This window comes from Pseudoalteromonas sp. P1-30 (genome assembly GCF_001400005.1).
Taxonomy (GTDB): domain Bacteria; phylum Pseudomonadota; class Gammaproteobacteria; order Enterobacterales; family Alteromonadaceae; genus Pseudoalteromonas; species Pseudoalteromonas atlantica.
This window is the reverse complement of sequence record NZ_LKBC01000006.1, coordinates 44,633-67,300: the sequence shown is the minus strand read 5'-3', so window position 1 is coordinate 67,300 and position 22,668 is coordinate 44,633. Positions and strand designations below refer to the sequence as shown.

General features: G+C 40.8%; 16 protein-coding genes. 4 read left to right on the top strand and 12 right to left on the bottom strand.

Features of this window, described 5'->3' with window-relative positions; all coding sequences use genetic code 11:
• Positions 1-6 precede the first annotated feature (6 nt).
• The 5 genes from AN395_RS11630 to pyrC form a co-directional block, all read right to left on the bottom strand.
• Positions 7-531 carry a MotA/TolQ/ExbB proton channel family protein gene (locus tag AN395_RS11630; protein WP_004588135.1) on the bottom strand — a complete coding sequence of 175 codons (525 nt, stop codon included), beginning with the start codon at positions 529-531 and terminating at the stop codon, positions 7-9.
• Positions 531-1,895: a MotA/TolQ/ExbB proton channel family protein gene (locus AN395_RS11625; protein ID WP_004588136.1), complete on the bottom strand. Its 1,365-nt coding sequence runs from the start codon at positions 1,893-1,895 to the stop codon at positions 531-533. The genes AN395_RS11630 and AN395_RS11625 overlap by 1 nt, the downstream gene beginning before the upstream one ends.
• Positions 1,896-1,902: 7 nt before the next feature.
• The gene (locus AN395_RS11620) at positions 1,903-2,673 is read right to left on the bottom strand and encodes a DUF3450 domain-containing protein (protein WP_004588137.1); all 771 of its coding nucleotides are present in this window, start codon (positions 2,671-2,673) and stop codon (positions 1,903-1,905) included.
• A gap of 865 nt (positions 2,674-3,538) precedes the next feature.
• Positions 3,539-3,742 carry a cold-shock protein gene (locus AN395_RS11615; protein ID WP_004588138.1) on the bottom strand — a complete coding sequence of 68 codons (204 nt, stop codon included), beginning with the start codon at positions 3,740-3,742 and terminating at the stop codon, positions 3,539-3,541.
• A 464-nt stretch (positions 3,743-4,206) separates the two neighbouring features.
• Positions 4,207-5,256: a dihydroorotase gene (gene pyrC / locus AN395_RS11610; protein ID WP_054983094.1), complete on the bottom strand. Its 1,050-nt coding sequence runs from the start codon at positions 5,254-5,256 to the stop codon at positions 4,207-4,209.
• A gap of 214 nt (positions 5,257-5,470) precedes the next feature.
• Between pyrC and AN395_RS11605 the strand changes: the two genes are divergently transcribed.
• The 3 genes from AN395_RS11605 to AN395_RS11595 all read left to right on the top strand — a co-directional run bounded on the left by AN395_RS11605 (position 5,471) and on the right by AN395_RS11595 (position 9,998).
• Entirely contained in the window at positions 5,471-7,840 is a 2,370-nt protein-coding gene (locus AN395_RS11605) for a GGDEF domain-containing protein (protein WP_054983093.1), read from the top strand.
• 454 nt (positions 7,841-8,294) lie between these two features.
• The gene (locus tag AN395_RS11600; protein WP_004588141.1) at positions 8,295-9,182 is read left to right on the top strand and encodes a LysR substrate-binding domain-containing protein; all 888 of its coding nucleotides are present in this window, start codon (positions 8,295-8,297) and stop codon (positions 9,180-9,182) included.
• Between the two features lie 51 nt (positions 9,183-9,233).
• Positions 9,234-9,998: a YdcF family protein gene (locus AN395_RS11595; protein ID WP_235576572.1), complete on the top strand. Its 765-nt coding sequence runs from the start codon at positions 9,234-9,236 to the stop codon at positions 9,996-9,998.
• Positions 9,999-10,011: 13 nt separating this feature from the next.
• On the opposite strand, the gene AN395_RS11590 is transcribed toward AN395_RS11595, so the two are convergent.
• The gene (locus AN395_RS11590) at positions 10,012-10,764 is read right to left on the bottom strand and encodes a Nif3-like dinuclear metal center hexameric protein (RefSeq protein ID WP_054983091.1); all 753 of its coding nucleotides are present in this window, start codon (positions 10,762-10,764) and stop codon (positions 10,012-10,014) included.
• Positions 10,765-10,914: 150 nt separating this feature from the next.
• On the opposite strand from AN395_RS11590, the gene AN395_RS11585 reads away from it, so the two are divergent.
• The gene (locus tag AN395_RS11585; RefSeq protein ID WP_004588144.1) at positions 10,915-11,283 is read left to right on the top strand and encodes a hypothetical protein; all 369 of its coding nucleotides are present in this window, start codon (positions 10,915-10,917) and stop codon (positions 11,281-11,283) included.
• A gap of 140 nt (positions 11,284-11,423) precedes the next feature.
• Here AN395_RS11585 and AN395_RS11580 read toward each other — a convergent pair whose 3' ends face one another.
• From AN395_RS11580 to AN395_RS11555, 6 genes are all read right to left on the bottom strand, one after another.
• Positions 11,424-14,600 carry an amidohydrolase family protein gene (locus AN395_RS11580; protein WP_054983090.1) on the bottom strand — a complete coding sequence of 1,059 codons (3,177 nt, stop codon included), beginning with the start codon at positions 14,598-14,600 and terminating at the stop codon, positions 11,424-11,426.
• 97 nt (positions 14,601-14,697) lie between these two features.
• Positions 14,698-15,522, bottom strand: coding sequence for a M90 family metallopeptidase (locus AN395_RS11575; protein ID WP_054983089.1), 825 nt, complete (start codon positions 15,520-15,522; stop codon positions 14,698-14,700).
• A gap of 58 nt (positions 15,523-15,580) precedes the next feature.
• Positions 15,581-18,469: a ligand-binding sensor domain-containing diguanylate cyclase gene (locus tag AN395_RS11570; protein ID WP_327078101.1), complete on the bottom strand. Its 2,889-nt coding sequence runs from the start codon at positions 18,467-18,469 to the stop codon at positions 15,581-15,583.
• Positions 18,470-18,824: 355 nt separating this feature from the next.
• Positions 18,825-19,463: a CatA-like O-acetyltransferase gene (locus AN395_RS11565; RefSeq protein ID WP_095206654.1), complete on the bottom strand. Its 639-nt coding sequence runs from the start codon at positions 19,461-19,463 to the stop codon at positions 18,825-18,827.
• Positions 19,464-19,616: 153 nt separating this feature from the next.
• Positions 19,617-20,657: a Glu/Leu/Phe/Val dehydrogenase gene (locus AN395_RS11560; protein WP_024033350.1), complete on the bottom strand. Its 1,041-nt coding sequence runs from the start codon at positions 20,655-20,657 to the stop codon at positions 19,617-19,619.
• 450 nt (positions 20,658-21,107) lie between these two features.
• The gene (locus tag AN395_RS11555; RefSeq protein WP_004589406.1) at positions 21,108-22,634 is read right to left on the bottom strand and encodes a fumarate hydratase; all 1,527 of its coding nucleotides are present in this window, start codon (positions 22,632-22,634) and stop codon (positions 21,108-21,110) included.
• Between the last annotated feature and the right edge of the window lie 34 nt (positions 22,635-22,668).

Below are 22,668 nucleotides of genomic sequence, written 5' to 3'. Positions count from 1 at the left end.
CTCTCTCTAGTGATGAGGCATGCTATCTACAAGTTTGGCTTTCACCATTCTCGCTCTTGCCTCAAGGCGTGAGCTAAAGAAAACTCCAGATAGTGCCGCAACCATTCCAGCCATTGTTGGGATTGTTGCCATTGAAATACCTGATGCCATTAAACGTGCATTACCAGTACCTTGGGTTGCCATGGTTTCGAAAACCGCGATCATACCCGTTACAGTTCCAAGTAAGCCTATTAAAGGACAAACAGCTACTAATGTTTTAATCAACAACATACGCTGATCTAATTTTTCAGACGCTTCAGAAATCCATGCTTCACGGATTCTGTGTGCGTACCAAGACGTAGTGTCTTGGCGGGCATCCCACTTTGCTACAATATCCTTCGTTAAACGAGGAAATTCAGCAAGTAGGAACCAATAGCGCTCAATCATTAAAACCCACATAAGAAAGAGTGCTATCGCGACCACGTATAATACCTGGCCGCCTGTGCCAACAAAATCCCTGATAGATTCCCATATCTCCATCAGGACTAGCATTAGGCTTTCTCCTTCTCCGCGTGAGTAGCAACGATACCCGCGCTTTGCTCATCAAGGATATGTAATACTGACTTACTACGACCTGCAACAATTGAATGAAGTAGGATAAGTGGTAGTGCAGCAATTAGACCTAGCGCTGTAGTTACAAGAGCTAGAGAGATGTTACCAGCCATGATCTTCGGATCGCCCGTACCGAACAATGTGATTGTTTGGAACGTTAAGATCATACCGATTACTGTACCTAGTAGACCAAGTAACGGTGCGATTGCAGCAAGAATCTTGATGATGTTGATGCCAGCTTCAACACGTGGCGTTTCACGTAAGATAGCTTCATCAAGTTTAAGCTCAAGGTTTTCAACGTCTTGGCTCTTGTTGTCATGGTACACTTTAAGAATACGACCCAGTGGGTTGTTTGTATTCGGTGTAGACAAGTTTTTAAGCTGAGACTTGATCTTAGAAGTAGTAAGCGCTAAGTCAACGAAACGTACTAAGAAGATTAGTAGACCAACAGCTAATAAAACTGTGATGATGTAACCAACTTCAGCACCTTGCTCGTAGTATTCCATAAGCGTTTTCTTCTGCGTGTTGATACGTAAGATTGCACCACGAGTCGGGTCAATGTATACGCCAGCGTAATTGTCAGAAGAAGTACCTTCAAGAGCAGAGATACCATCTAAAATGTAGCTATCAGGTTGTTTACCTAAAGGCTGAATAGATTTTGTCTCTGGCGAGTAGATTAAGTAACCTTCGTCAGTAACTAAGTTAAAGTTACCGATACGTGTTACTTGCTTAACTGTAGAGTTACCGTCAAGACCTGACACTTCAGTTTCAAAAGTAGAAACTTTTGCTGACTCAGTCATTTCTGTTTGAAGTGCAATCCAAAGTTCTTCAAGTTCACGAACTGTTGGAAGTTCTTTAGCTGCTGCTAATGAACGAAGTACTTCTGCACGGCCTGGCTTTTCAGCACTTACTAGTGAAGCTTCGATAGAACCGATAGCGTCTTGCGCTGCACGACGTACAACACCAAACATTTCACCAAGAGTACCTTGTGCGTTTTGAAGCGCTTGCTCTTTTTCAGCTAATGTATTTTCGTTTTGTGCATATTGCTTAGCTAAGCTGTCACCGCGTGCTTTTTCAGACGCTAATTGGCTTTTTGCTTTGTTAAGTAATGCTTGCTTGTCAGCACGTTCTGATAAGAACTCTTGCTCACGTTGCTTATTGATTTTACCTTCAGAGATACGTTCTTGCTTTACTTGCTCAAGAATTTTATCTAAAGCATCAGTATTTGCATGTGCATTAAGCGCGGTACCTGCAGAAACAGATAGTACTGCTGCAACAGCAAAACCTTTAAATAGTTTCTTCATTATTCGATTACTCCGCGCCAAAGATTGGTAGTTTAACAAGTTCTAGTGTCGCTTGCTTACGCGCCATACGAATCACTTCTTTAACTGGTTTTAGGTATTCTTCACCTAATTCTTTCCACTCTTTAGTGTTGTTGTCCCACACCCAAGCGTGTTTTAAGTCAAAAGATTGTGCTACGTAAGTGATACGACCTAAACGACCGATATCAACGTTAATGTTTTTACCATCAACTTCTAAAGTACCTTGAGAAGCGGTTACAGCCGAGCTGTAAGCAGTTTCAACTGTGTATGCTTCAAGAACTTGGCGGAATTTCTCAGACGTCGTTACAGACGCAGAAGCCATGATTTCACGAAGTCTTTCTACACGAGCTAGACGAGAATCAAGATTGAACGGAACGTCCGCTTTGATGAATTGCTCAAGCGTATCGATCATGCGATACATCAAAGGCACAACGTTTTGTTTAGTGTTGTCGATAGTAGCGATTTGACGGTCAAACGATTCGATTGACGCATTTTGGTCAGCGACCAAACGTGCTACGTGATCGTTGTACACTTTCATAAGTTCAGTCTCATCAACAATACTACGGTACTCAGCGATTAGCTCTTGAGTTTGACCGTATACGTTGTCAATTTTAGTTTGAGACTTAACAGCAGCCTTTTGAATTTGCTGACCTGCTTTTTGCACGTCATTCAAAGGATCTGCAATCACATTGCTGCTTGCAAATGCAAAAGCGCCAACCAACGCAGATGCTACAAGACTCTTTCTGATTTTAACAGACATAGTTCCCAACCAATTAAGTAATGTTACTTTTATAATTTAATTATCAACCTTATTAAGGATGACAACCCTGATATCTTTTAATAGATATCAACCCTCCAATAATGCTAAATGCAATACGCCCTGTCAACTTGATGTTAGCTATTCTAAGTAAATAAATACCTTGAAAAAGCTAAAACTAAAGTATTACAAAAAATACTGTTAACATAAATGCAACCAGCATTAAGGCGTTTTAGCATTATATAGCCCCTTTAAAATTAAACACTAGTTAAAAATTAGACACTTACATGAAACAAAAATGCAACATCTAAACAAAACTGAATTGCACCTTAAAAAAAAACAAAAATAATAAAAATGTGACAATTTGATGAACTAGATTTGGTTAAATTAGGCTAAAAACACATCTTAACTTACAAATCCTGCGCTTCATCGTATAAAAATACAACAATTCGAAAGTGGTTTTGAGATGATGTATAAATATTACTGCATTTAAGTTAATGGCTTTAACTTTGCTAAGCCCAAGTTAAGCCTTATTAAAGCCAGTAAAACACTCAGTTAATTACACGGTTTTTTAATACACACTATGCGTGTGGTAAATGTATTGTTTAACCTTGGTGAAAGTATGCAGATTATGAGCTGTTAGTGTATTGAAGTGGCGTTGCTATTAAATAGGGTTTTTAACTATTTAAATGGCAAATATGTTAAACGTGTTTGAAGCTATAGCGAGAAGTAAATTTTAACGTTTGACTGTATTAGGGAGTGAACAAACAATATTAGAGAGTATAAAAACAATGAGGAAGATTTTGAGGAATTATGGTGAAACAGAAAACTGCTTCACCAAGATGAACTAAGGTTCACATAATTAAAATTATGCTACTTCTACGTTCTCAGCTTCAGGGCCTTTTTGACCTTGTTTGATGCTGAAAGTCACTGCTTGACCTTCGCTAAGAGTGCGAAAACCAGAACCAGTGATTGCGCTGAAATGTACAAACACGTCAGGACCATTTTCTTGTTCAATGAAACCAAAGCCTTTAGCTTCGTTGAAAAATTTTACTTTACCAGTAACCGACATACTAAATTTTCCTGTAAGTCAATAATTAAAATTCAGCCATATTATTATGGCTATATCCTCCCTGAGTCAGTGCCCAAAATTCTGGAGGTATAGTACAGGAACAAGTTTTAACCTAACCGGTAACCTTAAACGCAGCACAATATCCGTAAATTCAATACGCAAAAACTCAAAGCAAGTTAAGGTTAACACATTAATTTTTTTTTGGCTCTATTAATTAAGATTTATTTACTCAGAACAAAAATAAATAAAGCATTATATGTAAGTGGTTATTTTTAAAGCTAAAATTGAACAAAAAACGGTAGCTTTTTTGCTCGTAATTGTAACAATTCATGTATAACAGCTTAGCTTAACAAATAAAGTACCTCGTAAAGAGCGTTAAAACTCGCGTGAAGGTTGAATTTCAAGCAAATAAAAAGCCGTACAGCAAGCTATACGGCTTTAATACAATGCTAATTTAATACACTTTACTTAACCTGCCAGTCAATCGTAGCTTCTGCTTTAATAGGCACAACTTGTGAGTCACCAAGCGTGTAACTTGCGGGAACTTGCCAAGGGCTTTTCTCTAGGGTAATTGTATCGGTGTTACGGGCAAGTCCGTAAAAGTCAGGCCCAAAATGGCTTGCAAAGCCCTCTAGTTTGTCCAGTGCGCCTGCCTCTTCAAAGGCTTCGGCGTAAAGTTCAATCGCAGCATGTGCTGTATAGGCGCCAGCACAACCGCATGCCGCTTCCTTTTTATCTTTATAATGTGGTGCTGAGTCAGTCCCTAAAAAGAACTTTTTATTTCCACTTATAGCTGCCGCCATTAATGCTTGTTGATGAATATTGCGCTTTAAAATAGGTAAACAGTAATAATGCGGACGTATGCCACCAGCTAACATGTGATTACGGTTATACAATAAGTGATGCGCGGTAATAGTTGCCGCCACATTTTGCGGCGCGGCTGTTACAAAATCAACGGCGTCTTTTGTCGTAATGTGTTCAAGCACTATTTTCAGATTTGGAAAATCAGCGACAACATCGCCTAAAATCGTCTCTAAAAATACTTTTTCACGGTCAAAAATATCTATTGATGGATCAGTCACTTCACCGTGCACTAATAACAGCATGCCCACGTCTTGCATCGCTTCTAATACAGGGTAAATATTCTTTACTGATGTAACCCCAGAGTCTGAGTTAGTGGTTGCCCCTGCTGGGTACAACTTAGCAGCAACAATTTTACCCGTTGCTTTGGCTTTTTTAATTTCTTCAGGTGTGGTTTTATCGGTTAGGTAAAGCACCATTAAGGGTTCAAAGTTGCCCTGCGGCCCCGCTGCCATAATTCGCTCTCGATAAGCTAGCGCTAAATCAGTGCTCGTTGCTGGCGGTACAAGGTTTGGCATTATGATGGCGCGGCCCATGTAGCGGCTAATATCGCGTACTGTATCTTTGAGTTGCTCACCATCACGTAAATGGACATGCCAATCATCAGGACGAGTTATGGTTAATGTGTTTTTTGAATCGGTATTAATGCTCATTACTTTTTTCCACGGCTGAATTTATCCGATCATAGGCATATGGAAAGATCTAGTAAAGTGTTATCTAAACTATTCCCCTTTATGAGTGCTGCAAAATACTATTGGGTTTAAGTTTAACGACGATTACACCCGTTTAAGCGTTTTATTTTGAACATGCTTTAAATTTGGGTTAACTTATCGGTGCTAATACAAATAAAAAGAATAAAATTACCCTATGTCGAATCATATCGATACCTATAAAGCGCTCGAAGTTAAAACTGAACAGCTGAGCATAATAAATCAGTTTTCCTCAAGCTTATTACAACTCGATACCCTAGAAGAGTTATTTGAGTATGTAACCACTCAAGTAGTAAACCGCCTTGGGTTTGTTGATTGTGTTATTTACCTGGCTGATGAAACACGTTTACAGCTAAATCAAGTCGCTTCTATGGGCATAACCCACGCCAGAGACGAATACCAAGCAGAGCGTAAAATTATTGGCTTTAACGAAGGTATAACCGGTTATGTCGCCCGTACAGGCACAGCTATTATTATTGGCGATGTAACACAAGACCCTCGCTACATTGCTGATGAGCGCCCTGCTCAATCAGAGTTATGTGTGCCACTTATATACAAGGATCATGTTTTAGGGGTTATTGATTGTGAACATCCAATAAAAAACTACTTCACAAACGCCCATCTAGAAATATTAACCACGGTTGCGCATTTATTAAGTGCTAAGCTAAACCAAGTAAACACGGTCAATAGCTTAACGCACACAGTAAAACAGTTAAATGATGCACAAAAGCTTGAAAACAGCTTACTGCAAATCGCTAATTTAACGTATAAAGCCAGTAACCTAGATACCTTTTTTGAAGCTCTTCACAGCATAATAAATAGCTTACTTCCTGCAGATAACTTTTTTATTGCCCTTTACGATAAGCAAGTAGACATACTCGATTTGGTTTACATCGTTGAAGAAGGCATTCAAACGCACGCCCACAAAAAAATATCAAAAGAGCAATTAAAAGACACAGCTTCGTATTACCTACTGAAATCAGACCGTGTACTGCTATTAAATCAAAATGATTATCAGCAACATATAAATAACGGCGACTTTAAACTTGTTGGCCGTCTTTCTGAATCCTGGCTAGGTGTGCCTTTTAAAGCAAATGATAGAATAAGCGGTGTAATTGTTGTTCAAAGTTACGATAAAAAGCTGCATTACAACGAACACGACAGCGCCCTTTTAACCTACGTAAGTAGGCAAATTAGTATGGCCATAGATAGGCAGCTTGCAAGGCAAGAGCTTGAACACAAAGCATTGCATGATGAGCTAACAGGCCTAGCTAATCGCTCGTTACTTATTGAGCGTATTAAACATGCAATTTTGCGTTTATCGCGTGTTAAAAAAGGCACGAGCCATGCCTTGCTTTATTTAGATTTTGATCGATTTAAAAGTATCAATGATTCGCTTGGCCATGAGGTTGGCGACCATTTTTTAATTAAAATTTGTGAGCTCATAAAAGGCACCGTCAGAAACACTGATACGTTTGCACGCCTTGGTGGCGACGAATTTGCTATTTTTATGGAAAACATCACACACCGAAACCAGGTTAGCGAAGCGCTAAAACGAATAAACACAGCCCTTGCTAAGCCACTTAATGTGGATAGTCATTTATTGCAAGCATCAACCAGCATTGGCATCGCCTTTAGTGAAAGCAGCGACGATAAAGCCTATTTGTTGTTACAACAAGCCGATGCCGCCATGTACGAAGCTAAATCAAGCGGGCGTGGCCAAGTTAAGTTTTTTAATAACACCATGCGTAAAAAGCTCAAAACACATGCCGATATAGAAAACGACTTACAACACGGCATTGAACACAACGAATTTGAGCTTTATTTTCAACCTATTTTTACTATAGCGACAAGCGAAGTTGTCGGCTTTGAAGCATTAGTGAGATGGCACCATCCTAAAAAAGGGTTTGTGCCACCAAATGAGTTTATTCCGATAGCCGAAACCACCGGGCAAATTATTAACCTCGATTTGCACTTGCTTGACCTCGCAGCCCAACATATTGCGCACTGGCACACATTAGGGCATCGCTTTTTAAAAGTAACGGTCAATGTGTCATCGCGTCATTTTGCCAGCCTCGACTTTGTTGCCCAAGTTCACGCATTGTATAATAAATACCAACTGCCTTTAGGGTCGTTGTGTCTAGAAATCACTGAATCAGGGCTTATTGCTAACCTTGATTTAGCAACCCAAATAATAGAAGGGCTTGCCCCACTTAAAGTGAAGTTATGCTTGGATGACTTTGGTACTGGATACTCAGCACTTGGTTACTTACACCAATTACCTATTCATATTTTAAAAATAGATAAAAGCTTTATCGATCACCTCAACAAAACCAATAACCCGTTAGTAGAGGCCATTCTCTCATTAGCGCAATCACTAAACTTTGAAGTTGTGGCTGAGGGAATAGAAACCCAAGAGCAACTAAATATTTTACAAGCCACTCAATGTAATTACGGGCAAGGCTTTTTAAAGTCAAAACCAGTTACAGCACAACACGCCATTAAACTTATCCACAAACCCCTGTAGTAGCTGTTATCCAAAGGCTTACTTTTTCACAACCAAAAAGGTGTAAAAAGTAAGCCCCGTAATACCCATTCGTTTATTTAAGCGCTCAAGTTTTAAAGCAATAAAACATATTATTACTGTTTAAGCTTTAGCCCATTAAAAACAGACCTGTTATTACGTGTTGTTATAATTACTTACCCCTCTTAAAAACCAATGCCATCTATTAAGCTGCCCTGCCCATAACGCGCTTTTAACAGCCGCTGCATAACCCAACAAAACAACTTGAGCTAAACTCATGCCAAACTCATCAAACCAGTAGCAACTAAAGTACCCACATTAGTTAATTTAACTTTAAGGGGTTATTTTAGTAATTAATCGATTATTTTAGCCATCTAGACGTTGAAACGTTTTTTGTAAAGGCGTAGTATGTAGTCAATCTGAGCCAAACTCACTTTTCCCTTGAGAATTATTAAAGATGATTGATATAAAACACCTAAAAACTATTGCGACATTAAAAGACACCGGATCGTTAGTTAATACAGCCCGCGAATTATTTTTAACGCAATCAGCTTTATCTCATCAAATTAAAGACTTAGAAAACAAATTAGACTGCCAATTATTTGAAAGAAAAACGCAACCTGTGCGCTTTACGCCACAAGGAATGCTATTACTCGAACTTGCCAACGAAGTTTTACCTAAAGTAGAAGCCACTAAGTGCCGTTTAAAAGAAAGCCTTAATCAACCTATTTCCCAACTGCGCTTAAGTGTTGAATGCCATGCATGTTTTCATTGGCTGCTGCCAACTATTAAAGAATTTAATAATTTTTGGCCAGACATTAAAATTGACTACGAACGCGGCTTTAGCTACGACGCTATACCAGATTTACTCAATGATGAGCTCGACTTAGTATTAACCTCAGATATACGCGATCCTGATAAACTTGAATACGCTCACTTATTTGATTTTAAATTAAAGCTTATCGTCGCCCCTGATCACGACCTAGCTAAAAAAGCATATGTAACGGCGCTTGATTTAAAAAACGAAACCATTATTTCGTATCCTATTCCGCGCGAGCGACAAGATATATTTAAACACTTTATTCAAAATGCCCGCTTTGACGGCACCTTAAAAAATGTAGATCAAGGCTTATTAATTTTTCAGCTAGTGAGTGCAGGAATGGGTGTAGCAGCGCTGCCTGATTGGTTGGTAACACCTTACGAAAGCCAAGGTTTAATTAAATCTATCCCGCTTGGTGCACTAGGGCTAACCCGCCCTATGTACCTAGCAATGAAAAAAGACATGAAAGACAACCCCGTTTATCGCCATTTCTTAAATACCTGTAAGCAAAATAACGGTCGATAAATCACAAACGAATAAGTAACATAAGGCCTATTGTGTTTTATGTTGCTTTTTATGTTTGAATTAAAAAAATTATTAGGTGGCTTAATTATGCCGCTACCACTATTTGGTTTACTTGCGTTTGTAATGCTAGTTTTGGCGTTTCGTGAACGTAAGTCTGCTTTAGTGATCGCAAGCTTAAGTCTATTGGCGCTTTTAGTATTAAGTACGCCGTTTGCTGCGCATCAACTGATTAAAAACAATGAGCCCGCGTCATTGGCTTTTAATGCACTAAAACACCCAACCCTTGATAAAATTGTTGTACTGGGTTGCGACATAAACCCTAACCCCGCTTTAAGCGCTAATAATCAGCTAGGAAACTGTGCGCTTACTCGCTTGGTAGAAGGGGTTAAGCTTGCAAAAAAATACCCTAATGCAACGCTTATCGTATCTGGTGGTGGCTATAATAAAGTAACAAATAGCGCGTTAATGAGCCAAACAGCAATAAATTTAGGGGTGAGTAAAAACCGCATAAAACAAAACCCACAGGCAATGGATACAGCCGCAGAAGCCAAACTACTCGCGCCTAAGCTCGTTGATTTTAAGGTTGCACTGGTTACGTCTGTGCTACATATGCCGCGCTCAATAAACTTGTTTAATGCCCAAGGCATTGAGGTAATTCCTGCCGCTACGGATTATCACAATTTTGCGGCTTTACCTTTGTATAAACAATTTATACCAAATGCTGAAGCATTACGTGTAGTAACGCAATATGCCCATGAAGTGATTGGGAATGCTTGGATAAGTATGCGCCGCTGGATAAACCCAGAGGCGCTGTAGAGTATATATAAATTTATACTGGGTTATCTATATCTATAAAGCTCACATCAAAACCATGTTCTTTGGCAAGTAGCTCACCAAGGGCTTTAATTCCGTAACGCTCGGTTGCATGATGCCCTGCTGCAAAAAAGTCTATATTTTGCTCTCGCGAGCTGTGAATAGTTTGCTCTGAGGCTTCACCCGTTAGGTATGCATCAATCCCCTGCTCTACTGCTAAATCGATATAACCTTGCCCGCCTCCTGTACACAGGGCAATGGTGTTAATTTTTTCATCGCGTACAACACTACTTAAAGGTTCGCGGTTTAAAACTTTGGCTATTTTATTTGCAAACTCGCTACCTGTAAGCGGAGTTTTTAACCGTCCTTTCATAGCAACGCTATTAGTAACGGGTTCAAGCCCTGTCTCTATTTCAATATCAAGTAAATTAGCAAGTTGGGCGTTGTTACCTATAACAGGGTGAATATCAAGCGGTAAATGATAGGCAAATAAATTAATATCGTGCGCTAACAAAGCCCCAATACGGCGTTTTTTCATGCCTGTAATAGGTTGCGATTCACCTTTCCAAAAATAACCATGGTGAACCAAAACAGCATCGGCTTTTTTTTCTATTGCTGCATCAATGAGTGCTTGGCTTGCAGTCACCCCCGTAACAATCGTTCTGATTTCATTTTTACCTTCGACTTGCAGCCCATTAGGACAAAAATCTTTAATTGTGTGAGGCTTTAAAATGTCGTTTAACAGTTGGTTAAATTCTCTACGTTGCATACTTATTACCTTACTCAGCACTGAATTTTGTGCAAATTTTGGCGTTTATGGGGCTAAAATGGAAGGAAAATCGCAAAAAATTGAAAAACAGTTTGAAAATAGGTATAAATACGGCTTCTTTATCTGTGTTCACAACGTATAGGGTCTCTGATGAGCAAACTAGACAAAACAGAAGTTTTATCTGCCTTTGAAGCTGCATATGAAGCTGCCAATGGTAAAAAACCTGAAATTACTACAAAACCTGGCTGGTACAGCATCGATGGTGGCAAAAACTTACGCCTAGCTGATGTAGCAGAGCTAACGAAAGAATTAAGCTCTGGCAAATCGCCTGCACAAGCTGAGCAAAAAGCGCCTGCGAAAAAAACTAAAACTAAAGCTGCTGCGCCTGTTAAAGCACAAAAAACAGCGCCGTTTACTGTTGTAACACAAAGCGAAGACGGCTACACAGCTGAAGAGCTTTGGATTGTTGAGCTTGCAAGTAAAGATCACGACTGTCGCTTACCGCGCGGTGTTGTTTAAACAACATGTGATTAATAAAAAAGCCGCGTTAAGCGGTTTTTTTGTGCCTGTTTATCACCTTCTATCAGTTCGCTTTATTAAATAATTTATTTTGAGCTAAAAAAAGCGGCTAATAGCCGCTTTTTAAACGTGTATTACAATTATAGCTTTTCAAAATAAAGTGGTTTTCGCTGCTTTTTACCCACTTCGTTCATTGTGCTTGCATCAAATAAACGCCCATTGATCATGGTATAATCGACTTTATCTGAATCGCGAATATTTTTCAGCGGATCGCCATCAATAACAATTAAATCGGCAAGCTTACCTACTTCTAGCGAGCCTATATTTTTATCAAGCCCCAAGTATTTAGCAGGGTCAAGCGTAGAGGCTCTAATTGCTTCAAGTGAACTCATACCGCCTTGAGCAAACATCCACATTTCCCAATGTGCACCTAAGCCCTCGCGTTGTCCGTGAGCACCTAAATTTACCAGTACACCTAAATCTTGCAGCTCTTTAGCAACGCGGGCGTTATTAAAGTGGTTATAGTGATGATCGGGCGCTTTTACTCGGCGCATAGCACGTGGCAACAGCTGATTTTTAGGCACAAACTTACTTAAACGCGGGTGATTCCACACGTCCGTTTTATCGTACCAGTAGTTTTCTCCCCAAATTCCGCCATAGGCGACAACAAGCGTTGGGGTATAACCAACATCACTTTGCGACCATAATTGTTTTATATCATCGTAAATATGCTCAACCGGAATTGAGTGTTCAATGCCCGTATGCCCATCAACAACCATACTTAAGTTATGTTGTAGCAGTGAGCCGCCCTCTGGCACAACCATCATCTCAAGCTCACGCCCTGCTTCAATAACTTGTTGGCGCTGCTCACGGCGTGGCTGGTTGTACGATTTAACACTAAACGCCCCAACCTTTTTAAGACGCTCTAAATGAAATTTAGCATCATCTAGCGAATCAATATGCGAGGTGTAACCAGGCATATTTGCTCCATATAAAATGGTGCCGGTAGAAAAAATACGTGGCCCGACAATCATGCCGGCTTTTTGCATTTCACTGGCGGTAAATATTTCAGAGGTATCGTTTGATGGATCATGAATTGTTGTGACACCTAACGCTAAACCAGCATAGTTTTTCCAGTTTTGCTGAGGAATAATTTCATCGCTGGCTTGTGAGCCATGGGCATGCGCATCAACAATCCCAGGCATAATTGTTTTACCTGCTACATCGATAATTTCAGCCCCTTTAGGGATCGTTACCTCATCAGCAGTACCTATTGCTTTTATGCGTTTACCGTCTGTGATGATGACACCATTTTCAATGACTTGCTCACCCTTCATGGTAATAATGTTGGCGCCCTTTAGCGCAATCATGCCCTTTGGTGCAGCCATTTTTTTACTAAAGCTAATATTCTCACCGCTTTTTACTTTAAAGTCGGCATCATCGGCTTTATCAATAGCAAACATACCATCAAGGCTTGCATGGTATAGCTCGGGCCCTAAGCTCCAGTAGAGAGTGTTACTTTGAGCACTCCAACTTATATTTTCACCCGCACGCACAGACAACTGCTCAATAGGAAACTGGTTATCTTTAGGGCTTATTGTGATAGGTGATCCGCTTTCTACCAGCGGGGTAACAAATACTTTAAAGCGCTCAGCAAACGCTAAGTATTTACCATCTGGTGAGACTCGAAATTCAGTTGCATGCTCTGATTCGTAAAGTTTACGAACGTTTTTAGTTTCAAGCTCCACAACACTTAAGGTAGGCTTAGGCCAAGGGCTCATGATAAATACACGGTCATTGGCGCTACCAAACTGAGGTTGATAACCACTTTTAGAAATAAGCTCGCTCTCTCCCCCTTTTGCGCTTACTTTATAAATACCTGGGTTAAGTGACCACTTAGGATTTAAAATACTTCCGCCGGTGGCTTTACGATAAACGATTGTTTTGCCGTCAGGACTAAAAGTAGGCTCAACGTATTTACCCGGCTCACGGGCTATCGCCTCGCCGCGCCCGCTACGAGCAGAGACAACGCGAACAGTACCTTGCTTAGTATCACTCCAGGTGGTGTAAACAATCTTTTTACCATCGCGGGAGTACTGCGGGAACAGCTCATAATGATCAGTTTGTTTGGTTAAGCGCTTAATTTTACCAGAGTCTAAATCGCGTTTATAAATATAACCTAATGCTTCAAAAATCGCAGTTTCACCATCAGGGCTAACCTGAACGTTGCGCAACATTTTTACATCAAACTCATCGGTATCTAAATTTTGAGTAAAGCGTACCGCGGTTTGTATTTTTTTACTGGTGTTTACTTTAAAGGGAACACGCGCAACAGCTTTATCATCAACAGCAATTTTATGTATTGAACCGGAAGCCCAAAACACCAGTTCTTCGTTATCTGGGGTCCACGCAATGGTCGGATACACACCATGAATAGCCCAGGTTTCTTGCATATCGCGTTCAAGCTTGTCATAAAGCTTGCTGTGCTCGCCACTGCTTAGGTCGTATAAGTACAAGCTTGTTTGAAAGTCATCACGTCTTATATAGGCAAGCTTTTTACCATCAGGTGAAGGTGTGGGTCTTATTGCACCGCCCATGCCTTGTATTATGGTTTCTATTTCGCCTGTTTCTCTATCGTAGCGCTTAATTTTATAAATACCGGCAACAGAATCTTTAGAGTAGTGAAAAGTTTTACCTGGCGTCGCGTCATGAGAAAAATAAACATAGCGGCCATCTGGTGAGAACATTGGCTCACCTAAGTCTTTTTGGTCGTTCTCACGTTTAGTAAGCTGAACACCTTTACCACCCGCTTTGTGATAAAGCCACACTTCTCCAGCCCCTAGTGAGCGACTAGCGGTAAAGTGTTTGCGTGCGACAAGGTAATCGCCATCAGGGCTCCATGCGGGGCTGTTTAAAAGTCTAAAGGTTTCGTTAGTCACAGCGTGTTGATTGCTACCATCAACGTCCATAACCCAAATATTATCACCACCGCCTTGATCTGAGGTAAACGCAATGTGTTTACCATCAGGGCTAAAGCGAGGCTGCATTTGCCAAGCAATATCTGAGGTGAGTTTAGTTGCTTCACCTCCGCTTATAGGCATAGTGTAAATGTCGCCAAGTAAGTCAAACACCAGCGTGTTGCCATCAGGACTAACGTCAATGTTCATCCATGTGCCTTGCTCTGTGCTAATGGTGGCATCAACAAACTCACCTTTTGGTGAATCTACCTGCCACTTTTCTTGCTCTTCGTTTGCGTGCGGCTGACCTATTGCAAGGGCGACTGATAAAGCCAGTGCAGTGTGAAGCATTTTTTTCATGCATTTCTCGCTTGTTATTATTGCAGTTAAACTCTCTAACACGATTGCAACAAAAACAGCGCTAACTTGCCAGCGTTATCAGACCAAGTACCAAAAATTAATGCCAAACTATGGGGTCAAATTGGTAGTAATCCACCAGCATTCTATAAATTTCAGGGTCGTGCTGCCTAAGCTGCGCCGGCTTTTCTAAAAAGGTCTCTGTGAGTACTGCAAAAAACTCAGCTTCATTGGTGGCCCCATAACTATGAATAACGTGAGGCATGTTATAAGCAACATGACTTTTTAACTGCACAAAGGCACGGCTAAACACTCGGGCCCACTCTTTATAAGCATTGGGGTTTTTTAATAATGGAGTGCCAGTGGTTTTTCCGGTTTCTTGGTCTAACTGGTGGGCAAATTCATGAAACACTAAATTATGGCCATCGCTTGGTAAACGGTTGCCTTCAAGTACATCGTGCCAACTTAGCACTAACGTGCCACCAGGCCACGACTCACCTAGGCGTACCGCGTTGTGGTAACTAACCAGCCCAGCACTATCTCGTGTAGATTGCGGCGCATAATACGCACTGGGGTAGAGTAAAATTTCTTTCACGTTTTTATAAAGTGGCCACGGTTTATTAAGCACTAACACACAGGCATCGGCCGCAACTATCAGCTTCATGGCGGGGGTTAGCTTTAGTCCGTCTCGGCCTAAAAAGCGCTTTTCATTTAAAAACCATATTATGTGGCGCTCAAGCTTGGCTCTGTCGTTATCCGTCATCTTTTTATAGATAGGCATGCAACGAAGGAGTATTTCTTTTTGTTGAGAGTTTAAAACCGCGTTTTTATATTTTTTATTCCAAAGCCAGTTTTGTAGTGCCTGCCAGCGCCAATAAATTACAACAAAAATAGCCAAAGCAAAAATGAGTAGCCCGTTTATCATGGGGACATCCAAAATAAGTTAGTCTCTTATTAATATGTGCGCATGCACTCATTTTCAATCAGATAATTTCTGTGCAATTTCGTCCGCTATTTTTAGCTTTGTATAATGCTTGATCTGCCCGCGATAAAAGGCGGTCGTAATCACCGACGTTGGTTGAGTCAGACAAACCAAAACTGGCTGTTACACTTAACCCCTCACCAATGGCCGAAAAGTCATGCTGTGCAATGCTCTCGCGCAGTGCTTCGCATATGATTTTTGCTTCGCCGGCGGTTTTATCTGAAAAAACAATTGTAAACTCTTCACCGCCCCAGCGTGCTATATGCTGGTTTTCTTGGCAGCCATTTTTAAGCAGCTCTGCAATAGTACAAATCACTTTGTCGCCAATAATATGCGACCAGTTATCGTTAATCCGCTTAAAGTGATCAATATCCAGTATAGCTATGGCTAGCGGCCGGTTTTGCTGTTTATAAGTGGCAAAGTTATGGGCAAGCCAGCAGTCAAAAGCACGCCTGTTAGGCATGTCGGTAAGTTGGTCGTGCGTTGCTTGGTACGCAAACGCATTGGCTTGCGTTTGTAGGTCTTGGGTTTGTTTTTCTACGCGATTAGTCAGCTCTATTTCTATTTTTTTGTAGTGATATAAACGGTATTTGTATATAGCAAAAATAACCATTAAAAATAATACAAATACTGCAAACTTAAATTGCGGTTTTTGCCAAAAAAATGACTGAATTACAATATTTACAGCTTGCTGATTATCTTGCCACTGTGCGTTAGGGTAACTTGCTCGTACCATAAAGGTATATTCCCCAGGCGGTAAGTTAGTGTACTCAGCACCGGTCATATGTTGGCGATTAACCCATTTATCGTTAAAGCCCTTTAATTGGGTTTGAAAATTTAATCGCTGCGGCATAATAAAGCTCAGCCCTGCATAATGAAACGATAAACGAGAAACCCCCGGAGGCAAAAATACCGACTCCCCTTCAAGCGGAAGCGCAATAGGCTTACCATCTACAAAAATATTTTCAATAATGGTCGGCAGCGCAATTTGCGTTGATGCTTGTAAGCGCGCTGGTTTTACAGTACTCACCCCCTTTGCGGTTGCAAACCAAATACTCCCATCGTTATGCGTTACAGCCGAAGGGGTTGAGCCTCCATTGGCCTGTGCACTTAACATCCCATCGCCTTCATCATACAGTTGATAGTTAAGCACGGCTGCTTTAGCGCTCGCGGGAGCGTCGAGGATTTGCTGTATATGATTTTTATCGATTTGAATAATCCCGCGGTTGCTCGAGAGCCAAAATGAGCCATTGTGCGGCACCACTTGAAATAGTTTATCGATAGGTAAACCTTGTTCTAAGCCAAGCATGGCCATTTTTCCGCTTGTTAGCTCATAGCGCACTAAGCCTCTATCTGTGGCCATCCAGGTATAGGTATCATCAATATAAAACCCAAACGCATATTGCGCAGAAAACTCACGAGGGAATTCAACCGTTGTAAATTGCTCACTAACAATATCAAATACCACCACCCCATTGCCGGTGCCTACCCAAATATTGCCTGCGTTATCTTCACTAAGTGCAAGTACAAACCCACTTGGTAAGTCTTTTTTATTTGTAAATTGATTTAAGCTGCCATCTTCATTGATGCGCGTCAGCCCCATAGCAGAGCCTATCCACAAACGGTTTTTAGAATCAAATAATAAAGCCCTTACTTCGTTACTCCCAAGGCCAGTGCTACGATTAATAAACGGCGTAAAGGTATTATTAACTATTTTTAAAACACCTGAGGTATACGTACCTGCCCACACGCTACCGTCGGGTGCTTCGTGTAAACTGAGTACAGAATAAGGGCTGCTTTGTTTAGAGCCTGAAACCAAGGTAGCGCGATTATTTTTTATTATATTTAAGCCAGAGCTTCCCCCCACCCATAAACTGCCATCGGAGTGAGAAAGCACTGTGCGGGTATAATCCCCCGCTAAACCTCTTTTTTGGGTCCACGATGAAAACGGCGACTCACGCAGGCGAAACAATCCGGCGTTTGTGCCAATCCAAATACTGTTTTCTCTATCTTGTAACAAAGATAAAATACGGTTGGCGGGTAATCCGTTATTGGCATCTAACTGCTCTACGCCATCAGGCGATAACCTAAACACCCCTTTATTAATTGTGCCAAACCATAAGTCTCCATGGTTATCCTCTAATAAGCTAGAAATAGATTCATTGCTAAGCTTTTCATGTATCGGCTGAAACTGCGCATTGGTTTTTATCCACGCGCCTTTTTCGCTTCCAACAATAAGCGAGCCACCACGGGTAATTAATAAGTTATAGACAGGTGCATTTGGTAAACCAAAGTGTGGTGTCATTAAGGTCGGTATTTTGTTGTGTATTTTATAAAGGCCTGCACTGGTTGCTGCCCAAATAACCCCATCGTGATCTTCTATAACGCGATAAGCACTCACATTTTTAATAATCGCAAGGTCGGTATCGCTGTTATGTTCACGATAAAACACGCCGTCGTTTTCAAGAGCTAACCATAGGCTTTGATCAGCACTTTCAATTAAATGATTAACCATGGTTGATGCTGATCGCTTGGTATCCCACTGCCTATGTTGATATAAGCTAATTCCTCCGCGCGACCCCGCTATGTATAACCCCCCACTATTTGTGGGAGTGAGTGCCCTTAAACCCGAGTCGGGTAAGTTATTAATATGAGCACGGGTTAATATCGTAAACTCTTGGCCATTAAAACGTGCCAAACCTTCCCATGTAGCAACCCATAAGTAGCCATCTTGGGTTTGCGTAACGCTATTAATACTGTTGTGGGGCAATCCAGAGCGGGTATTCCATGTTTCAGAAAAATAATCACTTAACGGTAAACGGGTTTGCTCTTGGGCTTCACATAAAAACATGACGAAAAAAGAACATATAATGCTTAATTGTCTCATCATCAACTGCCTTAGTTATTCTTTTACTTGTGTGTAAGCGTTTTATCGTTATTTAAAAGGAGTAGGAAAGAATTTACTTGGCACTGAGCACACCAAAATTGTGCACTCCAACAAAGCGTTAAAATCCCTATACGCATTGGGTGAATACACTAGGGTTTGTTTAAGCGCTAAAAGCGCATTAATTAAAACTAAACAATAGCGTAAACAACTAATAATACGTGCTAAAAAGCACCTTAAATAAGTCGCTAAAACTTAATGTCGTAAACGTATCAGCTAATCGTTACAAATTAACTTATATCGCCTATCTAACTAAAAATACTACCATAGCAAATAAATACATTGCATTAACTAAATTCAATTAATCTTTACAAAAGTCGTCAATATTGTTTTGTAATACGTTTATAAACGCTGCGACGTGTAAACCGTCCATTAGCGAATGATGCACATCAATCGAAAACGGCATTAGGCCCGTGGTTTTATCGTATTGACCAAACACAAATTTAGGAATACCTAAACTTTTTCCTTCACTAAAGGCATGCGAAAAACTACTAAAGTTCAGCCAAGGTAAAACCGATATATGTATCAAATCGGCCTGCCCTTCGGTTTGATTAAACGCCTGAGAAAATAACGGTTGAGATTTAGCATTGGCGCTTATAGCTGTGGCGTGCTGAGCAAATTTTTCAAGGCAAGGCGAATAATTAAAGTAACTAAATATAAACGAATCATCGCTAGCAAGCTCGACCACACTGGCTCTTACTTGCTTTAAGCGCCATGGACGTTCATTAATAATTCTTAGCATAATCGGGTTATAAGCGTGGCAAGCTTTTAATGTGGCATGCACATATGCTTGAAAAAAAGACAATTTATTTTGTTTACAATATTCAAATAAAGGCTTGGCGTTAAGTGTTATGCACACATTAAAATATGGCTGGGTAAAGTTTTTAAATAATTCGAAGTGTTGTTGGCGAGGCCATTTAACAAGGTCGATGGGCTCCATTAAGGCGTTTGTATCAGTCATAATATCCATAAGCTTGTCGTTAACGATTAGGCCGCATTCCCTTGAGGGTCTTGGCCACAAAATTACCACGCCATAGAGTATAAACAAAAAAGGCGTACCACTGTACGCCTTAGTTTAAATAAACGGATAAATTTACAGGCCGTTTTGAATTATCTCTTGCGCTAACTCATCGGCAATCAAGTGCGTTGATTTTTGCTCTTTTTCACTACGGGTGAATATTTCGGTTAAGGTATCAAAAATACCTTCAACATGTTTATTAGACGCCGCCTCACTGTAGCCTTGTGGAGCAGTTTCGTAATACACATTAATAATGCCACCAGCGTTAATAACGTAATCGGGTGCATACAATATACCTTTTTCACGAAGTACTTCACCGTGACGAGACTGCGCTAGCTGATTATTAGCACACCCAGCAATAATGGTTGCCTTAATACGTGCAATGGTTTCATCATTAATGGTGGCACCTAAAGCACAAGGTGCGTATACATCAACATCAAGGTCGTAAATTTCATCAATACCCACCGCCGTAGCGCCAAAGTCATTTACTACGCGCTCTACAGCATCTTGATTGATATCTGTTACAAATAATTTTGCACCAGCTTGGGCTAAATGCTTACATAAACCATAGGCGACTGCACCTAAACCTTGTACAGCCACTTTAATGCCCGCAAAATCTTGATGTCCGCGTTGGTGCTGTAATGCCGCTTTAATTCCTAAAAACGTACCGTAAGCTGTAAAAGGTGACGGGTTACCGCTTTTCCCTTCCAAGCCCAACACATAATTCGTTTCTTTATTCATTAATGCAACGTCATCACATGTAATGTTTACATCTTCGGCAGAATAGTAACGGCCATTTAATCGCTCTAATTGACGACCAAAAGCTCGAAACAACTGCTCTGATTTAATCTCTTTTGCATTGCCAATAATAACCGATTTACCACCACCAAACGGTAGGCGAGCAACCGCATTTTTATAGGTCATCCCTTTAGAGAGACGTAAAACATCGTAAACGGCATCTTCATCGTTGGCATAGTCCCACATTCTACAACCACCAACAGCAGGGCCAAGGTTAGTATTATGTACGGCAATAATTGCTTTTAAACCTGACGCTTCGTCAGAACAAAAAACCACTTGTTCGTGGTTATCAAATTCAGCTTGATTAAACACAGCCACTGTAATTACTCCAAAATAGTTTACCCGTGAGAGGGATGAGCGCTGGAAATTGACGAAACTTTACCACTTCATTTTTAAGGGTGCCACATAATGAGAAGTTAAACCCGTAAAAAGCAAGCCTTGTGAATTAATAAATCTAAATAACAACAAAACATGGATAGAAAATTCAACAAAAGGCATATAAATTAAGTTTAAAGCTAACAACACCGTTAAAAAGCGCCTTCACATTTACGTGAACGTAAAGGTAATGCCAAGTGTAAACCTTGTATTACACAGCTCCCCTCCCAGCAAAGGCGCACAGTGTATAGGTTTATGAAGAAAAAAGCAGATTTACTACAACTGGTCTGAGGTGTTTATGTGAAGGGGCAATTTGCGCTTTTTTAATATTTCATAAAACAAATACAAAAAAAGCGAGCCTAAGCTCGCTTTGTTATTAGATTACGTAAACCTTTATTTAAGCTTGCCGTCTAGCTCTTCAATTTTAGCTTTCCAAATTGCAGGGCCTTGCGTGTGTGCGTTAGCACCTTCGCTGTCTACAGCAACCGTAACTGGCATATCTTCTACTTCAAATTCGTAGATTGCTTCCATACCTAAATCTTCAAAGGCAACCACGCGTGCTTTTTTAATTGCTTTAGATACTAAGTATGCCGCACCACCTACAGCCATTAAATAAACCGATTTATGCTCTTTAATCGACTCAACTGTAGCAGGACCACGCTCAGCTTTGCCTATCATGCCTACAATGCCGGTTTTTTCCAGCATCATATCGGTAAATTTATCCATACGTGTTGCGGTCGTAGGGCCTGCAGGGCCTACGGCTTCATCACCTACAGCATCAACTGGGCCAACGTAATAAATAAACTTATTATCAAAATCAACGCCCTCAGGTAAACCTTCACCTGAATTGATCATATCTTGTAGGCGTTTATGAGCAGCATCACGGCCTGTTAAAATAGTGCCTGAGAGTAAAACAGTTTCTCCCATTTTCCACTCGCGGGTGTCTTCTTTAGTTAACGTATCTAAATTAACACGGCGAGTTCCTTCACCTACTTCAAACGTCACTTCTGGCCAGTCTTCTAGCTTAGGTGCTTTTAAATCTGCAGGGCCTGAGCCGTCTAGTGTAAAGTGTACGTGGCGCGTAGCTGCACAGTTAGGGATCATTACAACAGGTTTTGATGCCGCATGCGTAGGCGCTGTTTTTACTTTAATATCAACAACCGTTGTTAAACCACCTAAACCTTGCGCGCCAATACCTAGTTTGTTAGCACGTTCAAAAATTTCTAAACGCAGTTTTTCTTCCGTTGTTTCTGCACCGCGCTCCATAAGCTCATGAATATCAACCGGGTCCATTAACGACTCTTTTGCCATTACCGCTGCTTTTTCGGCGGTTCCACCAATGCCTATACCTAGCATGCCTGGCGGGCACCAACCAGCGCCCATTGTCGGTAGCGTTTTTTCTACCCATGCAGCTACATCGTCAGATGGGTTTAGCATAACCATTTTACTTTTGTTCTCTGAGCCGCCGCCTTTCGCTGCAACCATTACTTCTACTTCGCCACCCGCCACTAAATCAATGTGTACAACTGAAGGGGTATTATCTTTAGTGTTTTTACGTGTGCCAGCAGGGTCAGCTACAATAGAAGCGCGTAGTGGGTTATCTGGATTTAAATATGCGCGACGTGTGCCTTCATCAACCATTTGTTGTACGGTTAAATCTGTTTTATCCCACTTAACATCCATCCCTACTTTTACAAAACAGGTAATAATACCCGTGTCTTGACACAATGGACGCTTGCCTTCAGCCGACATACGCGAGTTAATTAAAATTTGCGCGATTGCATCTTTTGCAGCCTTGCTTTGTTCTTTGTTGTAGGCTTTTTCTAGCGCTTGAACAAAATCAAGGGGATGATAAAAAGAGATATATTGCAACGCATCTTCAATGCTATCAATAAAGTCTTGCTGACGGATTGTACTCATAGTGGTTCCTTAAGTTAGCGTTACGCTTAAGCGT

Coding starts and splice junctions, on each gene's coding strand:
- AN395_RS11585 (WP_004588144.1), top strand. CDS start 10,915: ATGAGCAAACTAGACAAAACAGAAGTTTTATCTGCCTTTGAAGCTGCA.
- AN395_RS11555 (WP_004589406.1), bottom strand. CDS start 22,634: ATGAGTACAATCCGTCAGCAAGACTTTATTGATAGCATTGAAGATGCG.
- pyrC (WP_054983094.1), bottom strand. CDS start 5,256: ATGAGCATTAATACCGATTCAAAAAACACATTAACCATAACTCGTCCT.
- AN395_RS11605 (WP_054983093.1), top strand. CDS start 5,471: ATGTCGAATCATATCGATACCTATAAAGCGCTCGAAGTTAAAACTGAA.
- AN395_RS11620 (WP_004588137.1), bottom strand. CDS start 2,673: ATGTCTGTTAAAATCAGAAAGAGTCTTGTAGCATCTGCGTTGGTTGGC.
- AN395_RS11615 (WP_004588138.1), bottom strand. CDS start 3,742: ATGTCGGTTACTGGTAAAGTAAAATTTTTCAACGAAGCTAAAGGCTTT.
- AN395_RS11625 (WP_004588136.1), bottom strand. CDS start 1,895: ATGAAGAAACTATTTAAAGGTTTTGCTGTTGCAGCAGTACTATCTGTT.
- AN395_RS11570 (WP_327078101.1), bottom strand. CDS start 18,469: ATGATGAGACAATTAAGCATTATATGTTCTTTTTTCGTCATGTTTTTA.
- AN395_RS11580 (WP_054983090.1), bottom strand. CDS start 14,600: ATGAAAAAAATGCTTCACACTGCACTGGCTTTATCAGTCGCCCTTGCA.
- AN395_RS11630 (WP_004588135.1), bottom strand. CDS start 531: ATGCTAGTCCTGATGGAGATATGGGAATCTATCAGGGATTTTGTTGGC.
- AN395_RS11595 (WP_235576572.1), top strand. CDS start 9,234: ATGTTTGAATTAAAAAAATTATTAGGTGGCTTAATTATGCCGCTACCA.
- AN395_RS11590 (WP_054983091.1), bottom strand. CDS start 10,764: ATGCAACGTAGAGAATTTAACCAACTGTTAAACGACATTTTAAAGCCT.
- AN395_RS11600 (WP_004588141.1), top strand. CDS start 8,295: ATGATTGATATAAAACACCTAAAAACTATTGCGACATTAAAAGACACC.
- AN395_RS11575 (WP_054983089.1), bottom strand. CDS start 15,522: ATGATAAACGGGCTACTCATTTTTGCTTTGGCTATTTTTGTTGTAATT.
- AN395_RS11565 (WP_095206654.1), bottom strand. CDS start 19,463: ATGGAGCCCATCGACCTTGTTAAATGGCCTCGCCAACAACACTTCGAA.